Consider the following 13,533-nt stretch of genomic DNA (forward strand, 5'->3'; position numbering starts at 1 on the left):
TAGGCACTGCATCCTGTGGTCATCCGTCGGGCCGGTTCGTTTGCGCCGGTTCTTGGATCCGACGGGATGCCTGTTGCGCAACCGGAGACACGCGATGAGAAAATTAATCGTAGGCAGCTTCATTTCGCTGGACGGCGTCATCGAAGCACCAATGGAATGGGCGTCACCGTTCTTCGACGAAGAGATGAAGGAACACTCCTATGAAAAGGCCGGCGAGGCGGATTTTTTCCTGCTCGGCCGCGTCACCTACGAAATGTTTTCGGCGCGTTGGCCGCAGGTCAAAGGCAGCAAGTACATGGATCGCATGAACGGGCTGAAGAAGCTCGTCGCGTCGCGTAGCCTCAAGGAAGTGAGCTGGAACGCGTCGCTGATCGAAGGCGACATCGCTGCCGAAATTGCCAGGATCAAGCAGCAGGCCGGCGGCAACATTTTGAAGTACGGAGTGAGCAATCTCGACCAGACGCTGCTCGCCAACAGGCTTGTCGACGAGTATCAGCTCTCGATCGTGCCGACCCGCGTCGGCCATGGCAAACGCGCTTTCCAGGATGTCGACCCGTCCCTGGTCAGACTGGAGCTTATAGATACCCACCGTTTCAAGAACGGCGTCATTACGTTGACCTATGTCCCGCTATGATCCGTATGCCATGAAGATGCAGCCAAGACTTGACCCGACCGGGCTTTTCGACGTCCGCTACGCCGGTTTTCTGGAGACAGTCGCGCATTTGCGTGGACGGCTGCACCGCTACTGTGCACGCATGACCGGTTCAACGCTCGACGCCGAAGACGTGATGCAAGAGGCGCTGTTCGAGGCCTATCGGAATATCGTGAAGCTGGACGATGCGAGGGCTCTTCGCCCCTGGCTGTTTCGCATTGCACATAATCGCTGCATCGATTTTCTGCGAAGCCGGCAGGTGCGTCGGCATGCGGAGGCCAATTTCGTCGAAGACGAGATCTTCCTGCCGGTCGAGCCGGCGGGCCAGGGCGCGGATCGCGCCATCGAGCGGCTGGTGATCCACCTGCCGCCCAAGGAGCGCGCCTGCGTCCTGCTCAAGGACGCTTCGACTATTCGCTGGAAGAGATCGCCGACCTCGTCGGCTCGACTGTGGGCGGCGTCAAGGCTGCGTTGAGCCGTGGCCGTTCGAAATTGGCCGCCTTGTCAGGCGACCCAATCGTCCGTTCGGAGCCCCAACGCGATCCGGAACTCCTGGAATTGCTCAGCCGCTATGTCGAACTGTTCAACCGCCGCGACTGGGACGGGGTTCGGGCGTTGACCAGCGCGGACGCACAATTGCGGGTCGCGGATTGCTTCAAGGGCAGGCTGTCGGAATCACCTTACTTCGTTGAATATGAAAGAGACTCGACGACCTGGAAAATGGCGGTTGGCGAGATCGATGGCCAGACGGTGCTGCTAGTGCTCCACCGTGGCGAAAACGGTTGGAAGCCGGCCCATCCGGTTCGGATCGAAGCCGCCGGCGGGACCATAAATCGCATCGCCGATTACTATGCCTGCCCTTGGATCATGCCGGCGGCAGGTGCGGTGGTCGTTTCCAGGCCGGCCTGACCAGCAACAGGACATGCAAGTGTCCGGCATCAACCTCAATGGAATGGGATCGATGCCGGACAATACACAGGCGGCTTACTGAAGCTTCGCCTGCAGGGCGTTGACGTCATCCGTCGTCATCTCGCCGTCGGTCGTCACCTTGCCGTCGACGATCTTCCAGAGGCGGAACGGGCCGGTGATGTCGCCGTATTTGTCGAAGGCGACCGGGCCGATGACGCCTTCGTAGCGGATCGGCTTGCCATCCTTGATCAGGCCGAGCGCCTTGGCGAACTCGTCCTTGCCGGCATAGATCGGCGTGCCGGCCGGGTCGACCGCCTTGTACATCGCCTCCTTGATCTTGGCCGGATCCTCGGAGCCGGCAATGGCGATGGCCAAGCCGACGATGGCGCCGGCATCATACGACCGGTCGGCCGCCGGGTTCGACGGTTCGATGCCCGAAAATTCCTTGTAGTTCTTGGTGAAATACTCGGTCGATGCGGTCGGGCTGGTGCCGGAGGAAGTGCCGTACGCATCCTTCAGGTAATCCGCGCCAACGGATTCGATGAAGTCCGGGCTGTTCATGCCGTCATTGAGCAGGAATTTCTGGACACCGCCCTGCGAAATCCAGGTGCGGGCGATGGTTGCGCCGTCGACAGGCGTGCTGACGAGATAAAGCCCGTCGGGCTCGCCGGCCATCGCCGCCGTCACTTCCGAGGCATAGCTCGACTGCTTTTCATTGTAGGGCGTGTCGGAGACGATGGTGCCGCCGAGTGCCTTATAGGCGCGCGAAAATTCCGCCACCATGTTGACGCCGAAGTCGTTGTTGACGTGGATGACCGACAGCTTCTTGAAGCCTTTGTCGATGGCATATTTGGCGGCAGCGACGCCCTGCAGCGCATCAGATGTGATGGTGCGGAAGAAGATGCCGTTGGTCTTGCCGTCGCGCCCGAGCGCCGTCAGCGTCGGCGACGAGGAAGCAGGCGACACCTGGACTATCTTGGCCGGAGCGGTGACCGAGGTCAGGATCGGGATCGACACCGAGGAGATGATGCCGCCGATGATCACCGGCACCTTCTTGACCTGCACGAGCTGCGTCGCGGCGTCGACCGCAATGTTGCCCTGGCTCTGGCTGTCGCGCGTGTCGGTCGCGAGATCGCAGCCGCGGACGCCGCCCGCATCGTTGATGTCGCGGAAGGCCATCTCGACCGATTTGGCGCCGGCCTGGCCGTACTCGCCGGCCGGGCCTGTCAGTTCCATGACGAGGCCGACGGTGATCTTGCAATCGGCGGCTTGCGCTGCGCCGGCCGCTGTCAGCAGTGCGAGCGCGGTGGTGATCTGAAGTATGGTCTTTTTCATTGTTGTTCCCCTTTCGTTACACGACTCTCATTGATGTCTTGAGCCTGTTCAGCCTTCCGGCATCTGCAGCCAGGTTTCATGCAGATGTCGCCATTCGACGCCGTTGGGCGCCGATGAACTGGTGGTGAAAACGGCACTCGAGCGGCGGCGGCTATGTTTGCCGGCCCGCTGCTGCGTTTCGATGTAGCAGACGACGATCGTGTCGCCTGCCTGCCAGCCGGCCCGGATATCCTCGATCGAGATACTGAAATCGCCATCCGAGGTGGCGCGGCTTGCCCTGACATGGTCAAGCACCGCGTCACGATCGAGGACCTGACCGTCCGGCGCAACCATGCAGAAGCCTTCGCCCATGACGCTTTCGAACCGGTTGAAATCTGCATTGTCCGCACTCGCCGCATTGAACCAGTCGACGAAGAAGCGGTGGAGATCGACCACCTCGGCGCTGGCGCGGGAAAGCAAGGAAGGTTTTTCGTCCGTGGCCGCGTTCATTTCCTGCCTGCATTCAAATTGTAATGCATGATCGAGCCGTGGCGGCCGTGACGGTCGCGTTCCAATGTGTAGACGTCGCCCAGCGGCCCACGGCTTTGCGCGATCACGGCAGCGATCCTCGCCCGGTCGTCGGCATCGAGCGCGACGTCCATGATTCTGGCATTGGCAAGGGCGTACGCCTGGTTGCGGGCGCCGACGATGACGGCCGCCACTTGCGGCTGCTCCAGCACCCAGGCGCTGGCGATGGTGGCGATATCGACGCCGTGGCGGTCGGCGACGGCCTTCAGTATGCGAAGCAACTCCTGGAAAAGCTCCCAGCCACCAAAGTCGTCAATGATCAGCTTGTATTTGACCAGCGATCGGTTTTCGAGCGGCGTCTGCGGCTCGGCAGCGCCAAGCCATTTTTCGCTGAGGAAGCCGCCCGCCACCGAACCGTAGCAGAGGAAACTGACGCCGTGCCGGCTGGCGAGCGCTGCAAGGCTGTTGGCTGGCCGCTGGTCGAGCACCGAGTATTGCAATTGCTGGCTGACCAGCGGCACACCGGCGGCCAGGATCTCGGCCAACCGCGGCGTGTCGAAGTTCGTGGTGCCGATGTTGCGCACCTTGCCTTCCCTGCGGATTTCGTTGAGCCAGCCCATCGCTTCGACGTAGCCGGGCAGCGCACAGTCCCACCAGTGGAACTGCACGAGATCGAGCCGCTCGGTCTTCAGCCGCCGCAGCGACTGCTCGACGATGCCTCTGATGTAGTCGCGGCTGATATTGGAAAGCCTTTCCAGGTCAGGCACCAGCTTGGTGTGCACCTTCATTTTGGTGGCAGCGTCGAGACCACGCTCATTGGCAAGGCGCAGGCGCGCCGCGCCGATCAGCTCTTCGACACCGGCATAGATATCGGCGCAATCATAGGTCCTGATGCCGGCGTCGAAGGTGGCGATCAGGTCAGTTACCGCCTGTTGGCGGTCGATCGCGCCGTGCCCGCCGGCAAGCTGCCAGCCGCCGCGAATAACGCGCGAGATCGTATAGCCGGGGCTGAGCTCGAAAGCCTTGGCGGTCATCTCCGGTCATTCTCCTTCGGCAGCGGCACCGTCGTCGTTTCGGCATGGCTGAACCGCCGCTTGCCGGTCCTGACGATCCGGAGCCGGCTGGCACAATTGGGATCCGGACAAGCGATCTCGGCGTCCGACGTCATCCAGTCGTTCCTGTGGGTCGGGCGCTGCTTTGCGGCCAGAAGCGGCAACACTGCCGCAATGGAATAGATCGAGAAACCTTGCCCCGCCGGCATCGACAGCATCTCGCCCTTCAACTCGAAATAGTCGCCGGGCTTGGCGCCGCAATAGATCGGCTTGCCCTCGGGGATAACCGCCTCGACGCGAAGGTCGAAGAGTTCGAAACTGTCGTCGGTCTCAGCCATTCAGATCTCCACCCGGGTGAAGGTGATGTCGCAGGCACCGTTGCGGCGGATCACGCCACAAGCGGCTGCGAATTTATCGCGATCCTCAGGCACCACCTGCGCGACGACGCTTCCGGCAAGCCAGCCGATCGGGAACAGCAGGCGTGCACCCGCTCCGTAGAACAGGCCGACGTCAAAGATGGCATTCGGGTTGCCGCCCCACATGCGCGGCGGCACGTAGGACAACACGATGTCGCCCGGCTGCGGCGTCAGCGTTGCGTTCTCCGCCGGCAAGGGCCTGGCATAGGTTTGGCCCTCAAGTTCGGCTGATGGAACCGGGCAGGAGATTTCCGGCCCCGTCCACATAGCATGGATGCCGGCAACGACGCGCGGCTGCTCGAGATACGCCAGCAGGAAGGCAGCGTTGTCGGGCGCCTTTTCAGGCAACAGCAGCGCGGTCACGGAAAGCATCGAGTGTGGCTCGGTGATGTTGATGCCAGGCACCGTCATGCCCTCAATCCTTCCTTGCTTGTGGATTGGAGCTTGTCGCGCAGAAAGGCGAAGGGCCGGCTGATGTCGGCCACCAGCGCCTCGCGCGCCGCTTGCGCATCCTGCCTGGAAAGCGCTGCGACGATGCTGCGGTGGTAGTGGGCCGTATCGACCTCGCCGGCGTCGGAGAAGGCGTAAATGGCAACGCGGATGCAAGGCCCGGATTGCAACCACAGGCTCTCGATCATCGGGATCAGCACGGCGGAACCGCAGCAACGGTAGATCTCGAAATGGAAGCTCTGGTTGAGCGTGGCCTCGCGGTCGATATCCTTCTTGTGCTTCAGCGCCCGCATCTCGTCCCACTCGCCGAGCATGGCTTCGACCGAAGCGATCTGGCGCGGGTTCATGCGCGTGGCAGCCAGCGCGATCGCTTCGCCCTCGATCAGAGAACGGGCGCGCAAGAGGTCGTCGATGCGCTCCAGCGTGATCGGCGGCACGCGCACCGAACGGTTGGGAAGCGCTTCCAGTGCCTTCTCGGTGATCAACCGTCCGAGCGCCTCGCGCACCGGCATGGTGCTGGTGACCAGCGCGTCGGCGAGGCCGCGGATGGTCAGAACCTGGCTCGGCTCGAAAAGGCCGCCGATCAAGGCGCGGCGCAGCTCCGAATAGACGCGATCCTGCACGGTCTCGCGGCCGACCGGCGTAAGCTGGGCTGCGATCATCTCATTGTTCTTTTCGATGGCGGCCTTCTGCATAGGCAATCCCGGTCTTGGCCGTTTTCGGCTTGCGGAAGAAATTAAAGCCGAATAGCGTGATCAAAGCAAGCGTGATCACAAATCAAATCATAGGCGATGAAGGTCGCTTTTCGGCCAGAGGAATTGATGAGCGACACGACGGAACGGCAGGAGGAGATCCGTACGCCGGTCCTCACGGCCAGGAACGTCCTCAGACGCTTCGGCGGCCTGGTCGCGGTCAACAATGTCTCGTTCGACGTCCGGCCGAGCGAAATACTTGGCCTTATCGGCCCGAACGGCGCCGGCAAGACCACGATGTTCGACCTGCTCGCCGGCAGCATTCTGCCGACCAGCGGCGAAATCCTCCTCAACGGCGTATCGGTGTCGGGGGAAGCTGCCCATCGCCGCATTGGCCGCGGCCTTGGCCGCACGTTCCAGATCCCCCGGCCCTTGCCTAACCTGACGCTGATCGAAAACGTCATGCTGGCCGCGCAAGGGCAGGCCGGAGAAAAACTGCTCGCCAATTTCCTGACGCCCCGGCGGGTCGCTGCCGAAGAAAGGGCTGCCGAGACAAGAGCCGTCGAACTGCTCGAGCTCGTCACGATCGCTCACCTCGCGCACGAACCTGCGCGCGTGCTTTCAGGCGGCCAGCGCAAGCTGCTCGAGTTGGCCCGCGTGATGATGGCCGACCCGGCGATCATCCTGCTCGACGAGCCGGCGGCCGGGGTCAACGCAACCCTGCTCGAGGTCATTATCGACCGCATCCGCGACATCAATGCGCGCGGCATCACCTTCCTGCTGATCGAGCACAATATCGACATGGTGACGCGGCTTTGCCACCGCGTGCTGGTCATGGCGAGCGGGCAGCTTCTGTGCGAAGGCACCCCGGAGGAGGTGGCGCGCGACCCGCGCGTCATCGAGGCCTACCTCGGAGGCACGGCATGAGCCAAAAGGTACTCGATGTCCGCGATCTCGAAGCCGGCTACGAGCCTGGCGTTCCGATCGTGCGCGGCGCTTCGATCACCGTCGACCAGGGCGAGATCGTCGTCGTTCTCGGTCCCAACGGCGCCGGCAAGTCGAGCCTTATCAAGGCCATCGCCGGCCTTGTCCCGATCACCGGCGGCACGGTGCTGCTGGACGGCAAGAATATCACGGCGTCGCCCGCTCACATCATGGTCCGCCTTGGCCTTGCCTTCGTGCCACAGACAGAGAACATCTTCCCGCTGATGTCGGTCGAGGACAATCTCAGGGTCGCCTGCGGCATCCTGAGGCCGCGCGAGGTCCCAGCCCGCATCGAGGAAATGTATGCGGCCTTTCCCGATCTCGCCCGTCAGCGCAGAACGGCCGCGGGCAATCTGTCGGGTGGACAGCGGCAGATGCTGGCCGTCGCCCGGGCGTTGATCGTCCATCCCAAGGTGCTGGTGCTCGACGAGCCGTCGGCCGGCCTGTCGCCGAAATTCGTGGCGATGGTGCTCGAGATGCTGGCCGGCATCCGAAAGTCCGGCGTCACCATTCTGCTGGTCGAACAGAACGCCAAGGCAGCGCTTGCCATTGGAGACCGCGCCTATGTGCTGGTCGAGGGCAAGGAGCGGCACCAGGGCGTCGCCTCCGAGCTCTGGAACGACCCGGTCGTCGCTGAACTCTATCTTGGCCAGCGCCGCCTCGACCTTGGACAAGGAAGCGCGGCATGAACCTGCAATTCGTCGTCGACGGACTGCTGGCAGGGTCGATGATCGGCCTCGGCGCCATCGGCGTGACACTCACCTATTCGATCCTGCGCTTCTCGAACTTCGCCCATGGCGACTTCATGGCCTGGGGCGCCTATGCGACGCTCGCCGTGGTTGGCGCCATTGGCGCGATTTTCGGCAAGATCGCGCCGATCGCGCCCCTCTCCTTCGGTTGGCCGCTGATCGTCGCGCTCATCATCGGCATGGCGGCCACCGGCCTGCTGGCGCTGGCGCTCGACATCGTGCTGTTCGCGCGGCTACGGGCCAAGGGTCAGGCGATCATCGTGGTGATGGCGAGCTTCGGCGCCTCGATGGCGCTGAGAAGCCTGCTCGAATTCATCTTCACCTCGCGTCCGACCTATTTCAGCCGGGCGATCCAGATCGCCATGCCGATAGGTTTCGGCATCCGCATCACCCCGGACCAGATCGCGCTGCTGTTGCTGACCGCCGTGCTGGTGCTCGGCGTGCATCTCCTGATGACGCGGACCCAGACCGGCCGCTCGATGCAGGCATTGAGCCAGAACGCGGCACTTGCCCGCATCGTCGGCATCGACGTCGCCAGGGTGGTGCGCGTCACCTGGATCATCGGTGGCGCGCTGGCCTGCGTCGCCGGCGTCATGATCGGCATTCTCATCCAGATCCGCCCGTTCATGGGTTTCGAGATGCTGCTGCCGATGTTCGCGGCCGCCATCCTCGGCGGCATCGGCAGCGTGCCCGGCGCCGTTCTCGGCGGCCTGATCATCGGCATGGCCGAAGCCGGCGCGGTGCAGCTGATCGGCGCCGAATGGCGGGCAGCCGTCTCGTTCATCATCCTGATGGCGGTGCTGTTCGTGCGGCCCATCGGCCTTTTCGGAGTGAGGGAACGCTGATGGATCTGCTCGGCTACGGCGCCTTCTTCCTGACCACCGCGCTGATTTTTTCGCTCATCACGCTCGGGCTCAATCTGCAATGGGGGCTGACCGGGCTTTTCAATGTCGGGGTCGCCGGCTTCGTTGCCATCGGCGCCTACACCTCGGCGCTGCTGACCACGCCCGACGATGCCGCGCGCCTGGGCGGCTTCGACCTGCCGATCCTTATCGGCTGGCTTGGCGCCATGCTGTTGGGCGGCGTCGCCGCCGCCATCACCGGCATTGCCACGCTACGTCTGAGATCGGACTATCTGGCGATCACTACTTTCGGCGTCGCCGTCGTCGTGCAACTGGTAGCGCTCAATGCCCAGAAGCTGACCGGCGGGCCGTTCGGCATCGGCTTCATTCCGCGTCCGTTCGGCGGTCTTGCCGAAACGCCGTTGCTGTTCAACCTTTCGAACCTTGCGATCGTCTCGGTGGTGACGCTGATCGTCTATCTCGCGCTGGAGCATCTGTCGCGCAGCCCGTGGGGGCGCGTGTTGAAGGCGCTTCGCGAGGATGAGCGGGCCGCGATATCCCTAGGCAAAAGCGCACGGTTCTACCGCGTCCAGGCCTTTGCCGTCGGTGGCGCCATCATGGCGCTTGCCGGTGCGCTGCAGGCGCATTTCACCGGCTTCATCGCGCCGGACAATTATTTGCCGGCGCTGACTTTCCAGGTCTGGGTGATGCTGATCGTCGGTGGCTCGGGCAGCAACATCGGCGCCGTCATCGGCAGCATCCTGGTCTGGGCGATATGGGCCGGATCGGGAGCCTTGACCAGTATGTTGTTCTCGCCCGAACAACAGGCCCGCGCCGCTTCGCTGCAGATCGTCGCCATCGGCGTGATGCTGTGCGTCATCCTTCTGGTCAGGCCGAACGGCCTGTTTGGCGACAGGCCGCGGCGTCCAAGGTTCGGCAAGCGTGCACGCGTGGCCTCGAGCGAGAGCGGCTCATGAACGCTGTGACCCGGCCGCACGGCGTTTCCCTTTGGCATGCCGTCAGCCGCAGTCGCCGCGACCGGCCCACCCTCGAAGGCGCACTCGATGTCGATCTGGCAATTGTCGGCGGCGGGTTTTCAGGCCTTTCCACCGCGCTGCACAGTGCCGAGAAAGGCATCTCGGTTGCCGTCCTCGAGGCGGAAATCATCGCCTGGGGGGCAACCGGCAGGAATGCCGGCTTCGTCGTGCCGAATTTCGCGAAAAGAGACCCCGACGATATCATTGCCCAGCTCGGGCCCGAACGCGGCGAACGCCTTGTCGATTTCGCCGCCGGCAGCGCCGACCTCGTCTTCGACCTGATCAGGCGGCATGCCATCGAATGCGATGCCGTCCAGAGCGGCTGGATACAACCAGCCCATTCACCGGCCGCTTTGCAAAAGACCAGATCGCGCGCCGAACAATGGGCACCACGCGCAAGGCCGGCTGTTGCGCTGGATAGACAGGCGGTCGAAGAGCTGACCGGCGTTCGCGGTTATCTCGGCGGCTGGATCGACAGATCGGGTGGCGTCCTCAATCCGGTCGAATATGCGCGCGGATTGGCCGACGCGGCGGAAAAGGCCGGAGCGCGCATCTTCGAGCATACGCGTGTCGCGTCGATCGATCACATAGGCGATGGTTGGGCTTTGAAGACGGCCTCCGGTTCGGTACGCGCAGGAAAGGTGCTGGTCGCCACCAACGCCTATGGCGGAGCGCTGGATCGCGCGTTGCAGCGAACCTATTTCCCGCTGAAAATCTTCCAGATCGCGACAGCGCCGCTGCCGCGCGAAATACGCACTCGCCTGCTTCCTGGCGGGCAAGGCGTCGGCGACACAAGACGCAATCTCTTCACCTTCCGCTTCGACAGCGAAAACAGGCTGATAACCGGCGGCATGCATATTTTTGGTCCCGGCGCCGACGCCCGCGTGCCGCGGGCGATCTGGCGGCGACTGGCCAAGCATCTCGATCTTCCGGAAATCCCGCCGCTTGAATATAGCTGGTCCGGGATGGCTGCCGTCGAGCCCGACTTCCTGCCGCACCTCGTCGATCTCGGCCCCGGGCTGATCGCCGGCTTGGCGTGCAACGGACGCGGCATCGCCATGACCACTGCGATGGGCAAGGTGCTTGCGGATTGGGCTGATGGAACAAAACCTCAGGATTTGCCGCTGCCGTTTGCGCCGCCGTCGCCGATCCCGTTCCATAGCCTGATGCGGCATGCACCAAACATGGTGCTCCCCTGGAGCATGCTGCGCGACCGGCTGGATGGCTGATCGACGTGCGTCTCCGGCCGCCGTCCTGATACCCGAACTGCTAGACTCGCCCACATCATGTTGTTAACGACAGCGGATGAAGCAGAACTATCTTTATCTCATCATCGGCGCTTTGGCCGTCGCCGTTATTGCGTTGGGGATTTACGTTTATCGCGAGGAGACTAGGCCGAAAGGCGTGGAACTTCGCATCGACGATTCCGGCATTTCAGTTCAGGAGAAATAGACCGCGTAGTCCTGTTGCCCGACTTTGCACTGGAAGTCGGCTTGTACCGCCTCACCCCAACTCCAACGTCGTTATCGCAAAAACTCCGGACTGCACGAGCTGCGGCGCCTTTCCCTTGTACATCCGAGCCGTCTCGAAGCCCGGCTGAAGGCCTGCGGACGACAGCAAGTCTGCAAATTGCCGGCTGGTTTCGGGAACGTCGAGATGGACGTTTCCGGGACCGGACATGTGCGCGAGCGCGGCGAAGAGATGGCTTGCCGCGTCCAGGCTGTCGGCAAAGAGCGGGCCGATCTTGCAGCCGTCCCGGCATTGGCGCGCGACGCCGTATCCCGCAATGGCGCCGTGCTTGAGGATCGCAAGCGCCATATGCGGCGGGCGCAGCCAGTGTTCCAGGAAGGATCGCCTCGGACCGGGAAAGAAGCGGCGGTCATAGTCCAGTATGTCCGGCACGAGTTCCGGCCCTATGGCGCGAATGTCGTTGCCGACGGCTGCCGGGACATTCGGTGACCCCATGAACCGGATCGTCCGGTAGGCCGGTGCAAAACCCATGCTGCGGTAGTTGGCCTGCTGTTCGACGACACCGTCGAGGCCGATCGTGCGCTTGCCGAGCCGCGCTATGCCGGCATCCCAAACGACCTTGCCATGGCCTTGGCCACGCTTGTCCGGCCGGCAGATGTAGAGGCCGATGAAGCCGAAACCGTCGCCATAGGCAACGGCCGAAATGCCGGCCGCCATCTCGCCATCGATAAAGGCACCGATGAAGCCCTGCGGGTCGGCTGCCTGAAACAGCGCGGCATCGTTAAGGCCGGGATTCCAGCCTTCCGCCGCCGCCCAATCGACAAGGGTTTGCACTTCTTCACGTGCGAGCGTTCGGATCGTTCGGGGCATTGCGATCACTCGGCGGCGCCAGGCGCGAAGGATTTCAACGCGCCATGATAGGACTTTGCCAACGGGCTTGCATAGGCGCCGCGCTTGGATGTCGTCAGGCCAAGGGCGATCAAGGCCTCGGCCTGTTTCACGGCAGCGCCCACGCCGTCGATGACCGGAAGCCCGAATTCCCGCTGCAGCGCCGCCGCCAGATCGGCCATGCCGGCACAGCCGAGCACGATCGCCTCGGCGCGATCCTCGTCGATGGCGCGCGCAATCTCGTTGCGCAGCCTGAGCAGTGCGTCGGACGCCGGATCTTCGAGGGCAAGAACCGGGATGTCGGCGGCGCGCACACGCGCGCGCCCTGCCATGCCATAGCGCTGCACCAACCCTTCGACCGGCACGCGCGAACGTCCGGTGGTGGTGACGACGGTGAAGCGCTGGGCGATGAACGAGGCCGTGCTGAGCGATGCCTCGCAAATGCCGATGACCGGAATGTTGGCCATGGCGCGCGCGGCATCGAGGCCGGTGTCGTCGAAACAGGCAATGATCGCGGCTTGCGCGCCCGAGCGTTCGCCGGCGGCGATCTCGACCAGCAGGCCGGGCACGGCAAGTGCTTCATCGTAATAGCCTTCGATCGATACAGGTCCCATCGACGAGGTGACGGCAACGATCTTCGTCGATTGAGCAGCGACCGATCGGGCGGCGACCGCGATAGTATCGGTCATGCTGGCGGTGGTGTTTGGATTGACGACGAGGATCTGCACTGTCAGGCACGCTCGCGGCGGCGGCCGACATAGACGATTGCGCCGAGCGTCAGCAGGATCACCAGGAAGGAAAACACGGTCGTCACGGTGCCCAGCGCATAGAGCACCGGCGTCGTGACATTCGTCGTCATGCCGTAGATTTCGAGCGGCAACGTGTTGAACGTGCCCGAGGTCATCAGCGTGCGGGCGAACTCGTCATATGACAGAGTGAAGCCGAACAGGCCGACGCCGATCAGGCTGGGCGCGATCATCGGCAGCACGACATGGGCAAAGGTCTGCCACGACGATGCTCCGAGATCGCGCGCGGCTTCCTCATAGGCTGGCGAGAACCGGTTGAAGACAGCAAACATGATCAGCACGCCGAAAGGCAAGGTCCAGGTCAGATGGGCGCCGAAAGCGGAGGTGTACCAGGCGGGGCGGAAGCCGATCTGCTGGAAGACGACGCCGATGCCGAGACTGATGATGATCGACGGCACGACCAGGCTGGCGACGGCCAGATAGAACAGTGCGGTTGCGCCGCGAAATTTCTGCCGGAAGGCCAGGCCGGCGAGCAGCGACACGGCGACAGTGACGACCATCACCATCAGGCCAAGGACGAGCGAGCGTTTGAAGCTGCCGCCGAAGTCGCCGACCGCCTGGCGCTCGAACAAATTGGCGAACCAGTGCAGCGACACGCCGTTCAGCGGAAATGTCAGACCGCCGTTCTCGCCCTGGAAAGAGAGGATCAGGATCGCCGAAAGCGGGCCGTAGAGGAACAACACGAAAAGACCGAAGAACGCCGCCAACACATAGAATTCGAGGGTGCGCTTGTCCTGGCTCATC

General features: G+C 63.2%; 18 protein-coding genes. 9 read left to right on the top strand and 9 right to left on the bottom strand.

What is annotated here, in order from left to right; translation table 11 throughout:
* Positions 1–94: 94 nt before the first annotated feature.
* Genes NKI16_RS12230 through NKI16_RS12240 form a run of 3 tightly spaced genes read left to right on the top strand, consistent with a single transcriptional unit; the run spans position 95 to position 1,561 of the window.
* The gene (locus tag NKI16_RS12230) at positions 95–634 is read left to right on the top strand and encodes a dihydrofolate reductase family protein (RefSeq protein WP_023676056.1); all 540 of its coding nucleotides are present in this window, start codon (positions 95–97) and stop codon (positions 632–634) included.
* 10 nt (positions 635–644) lie between these two features.
* On the top strand, positions 645–1,127 hold the full coding sequence (locus NKI16_RS12235) for an RNA polymerase sigma factor (RefSeq protein WP_352782106.1): 483 nt from the start codon (positions 645–647) through the stop codon (positions 1,125–1,127).
* 26 nt (positions 1,128–1,153) lie between these two features.
* Entirely contained in the window at positions 1,154–1,561 is a 408-nt protein-coding gene (locus NKI16_RS12240) for a hypothetical protein (protein WP_352839652.1), read from the top strand.
* Positions 1,562–1,636: 75 nt separating this feature from the next.
* On the opposite strand, the gene NKI16_RS12245 is transcribed toward NKI16_RS12240, so the two are convergent.
* From NKI16_RS12245 to NKI16_RS12270, 6 genes are read right to left on the bottom strand one after another with little or no spacing between them, the layout of a single operon-like run.
* Positions 1,637–2,896, bottom strand: a complete 1,260-nt coding sequence (locus NKI16_RS12245; protein ID WP_352569314.1) for an ABC transporter substrate-binding protein — start codon at positions 2,894–2,896, stop codon at positions 1,637–1,639.
* Between the two features lie 48 nt (positions 2,897–2,944).
* The gene (locus NKI16_RS12250; RefSeq protein WP_352922817.1) at positions 2,945–3,385 is read right to left on the bottom strand and encodes a DUF4440 domain-containing protein; all 441 of its coding nucleotides are present in this window, start codon (positions 3,383–3,385) and stop codon (positions 2,945–2,947) included.
* Complete coding sequence (locus NKI16_RS12255) at positions 3,382–4,437, bottom strand: aldo/keto reductase (RefSeq protein ID WP_352569312.1); 1,056 nt, start codon at positions 4,435–4,437, stop codon at positions 3,382–3,384. Before NKI16_RS12255 ends, NKI16_RS12250 begins: the two co-directional genes overlap by 4 nt.
* The gene (locus NKI16_RS12260) at positions 4,434–4,793 is read right to left on the bottom strand and encodes a TIGR04076 family protein (RefSeq protein WP_352569311.1); all 360 of its coding nucleotides are present in this window, start codon (positions 4,791–4,793) and stop codon (positions 4,434–4,436) included. The genes NKI16_RS12255 and NKI16_RS12260 overlap by 4 nt, the downstream gene beginning before the upstream one ends.
* Positions 4,794–5,282, bottom strand: coding sequence for a DUF3830 family protein (locus NKI16_RS12265; RefSeq protein WP_031211593.1), 489 nt, complete (start codon positions 5,280–5,282; stop codon positions 4,794–4,796).
* Positions 5,279–6,016, bottom strand: a complete 738-nt coding sequence (locus NKI16_RS12270; RefSeq protein WP_352505374.1) for a GntR family transcriptional regulator — start codon at positions 6,014–6,016, stop codon at positions 5,279–5,281. The genes NKI16_RS12265 and NKI16_RS12270 overlap by 4 nt, the downstream gene beginning before the upstream one ends.
* Positions 6,017–6,142: 126 nt before the next feature.
* Between NKI16_RS12270 and NKI16_RS12275 the strand changes: the two genes are divergently transcribed.
* The 6 genes from NKI16_RS12275 to NKI16_RS12300 all read left to right on the top strand — a co-directional run bounded on the left by NKI16_RS12275 (position 6,143) and on the right by NKI16_RS12300 (position 11,077).
* Positions 6,143–6,940 (top strand): ABC transporter ATP-binding protein, encoded by a 798-nt coding sequence (locus NKI16_RS12275; protein WP_352569310.1) that lies wholly within the window; start codon positions 6,143–6,145, stop codon positions 6,938–6,940.
* Positions 6,937–7,686, top strand: a complete 750-nt coding sequence (locus NKI16_RS12280; RefSeq protein WP_023676065.1) for an ABC transporter ATP-binding protein — start codon at positions 6,937–6,939, stop codon at positions 7,684–7,686. Before NKI16_RS12275 ends, NKI16_RS12280 begins: the two co-directional genes overlap by 4 nt.
* On the top strand, positions 7,683–8,591 hold the full coding sequence (locus tag NKI16_RS12285; protein WP_352569309.1) for a branched-chain amino acid ABC transporter permease: 909 nt from the start codon (positions 7,683–7,685) through the stop codon (positions 8,589–8,591). The genes NKI16_RS12280 and NKI16_RS12285 overlap by 4 nt, the downstream gene beginning before the upstream one ends.
* Positions 8,588–9,565, top strand: a complete 978-nt coding sequence (locus NKI16_RS12290) for a branched-chain amino acid ABC transporter permease (RefSeq protein ID WP_352569443.1) — start codon at positions 8,588–8,590, stop codon at positions 9,563–9,565. Before NKI16_RS12285 ends, NKI16_RS12290 begins: the two co-directional genes overlap by 4 nt.
* The gene (locus NKI16_RS12295; protein WP_352697938.1) at positions 9,562–10,854 is read left to right on the top strand and encodes an NAD(P)/FAD-dependent oxidoreductase; all 1,293 of its coding nucleotides are present in this window, start codon (positions 9,562–9,564) and stop codon (positions 10,852–10,854) included. The genes NKI16_RS12290 and NKI16_RS12295 overlap by 4 nt, the downstream gene beginning before the upstream one ends.
* A gap of 76 nt (positions 10,855–10,930) precedes the next feature.
* A complete protein-coding gene (locus NKI16_RS12300) occupies positions 10,931–11,077 on the top strand; it encodes a hypothetical protein (protein WP_352452379.1) in 147 nt (48 codons plus the stop codon).
* Between the two features lie 51 nt (positions 11,078–11,128).
* Here the strand turns inward: NKI16_RS12300 and NKI16_RS12305 are convergent, their stop codons facing one another.
* Genes NKI16_RS12305 through NKI16_RS12315 form a run of 3 tightly spaced genes read right to left on the bottom strand, consistent with a single transcriptional unit; the run spans position 11,129 to position 13,532 of the window.
* The gene (locus NKI16_RS12305; RefSeq protein ID WP_352569307.1) at positions 11,129–11,965 is read right to left on the bottom strand and encodes a GNAT family N-acetyltransferase; all 837 of its coding nucleotides are present in this window, start codon (positions 11,963–11,965) and stop codon (positions 11,129–11,131) included.
* Between the two features lie 5 nt (positions 11,966–11,970).
* Positions 11,971–12,711, bottom strand: coding sequence for an aspartate/glutamate racemase family protein (locus NKI16_RS12310; protein ID WP_023676071.1), 741 nt, complete (start codon positions 12,709–12,711; stop codon positions 11,971–11,973).
* A gap of 2 nt (positions 12,712–12,713) precedes the next feature.
* Positions 12,714–13,532, bottom strand: coding sequence for an ABC transporter permease (locus tag NKI16_RS12315; protein WP_352451583.1), 819 nt, complete (start codon positions 13,530–13,532; stop codon positions 12,714–12,716).
* Position 13,533: the final 1 nt, after the last annotated feature.

It is taken from the genome of Mesorhizobium sp. M0698 (assembly GCF_040320455.1).
Classification (GTDB): Bacteria; Pseudomonadota; Alphaproteobacteria; order Rhizobiales; family Rhizobiaceae; genus Mesorhizobium.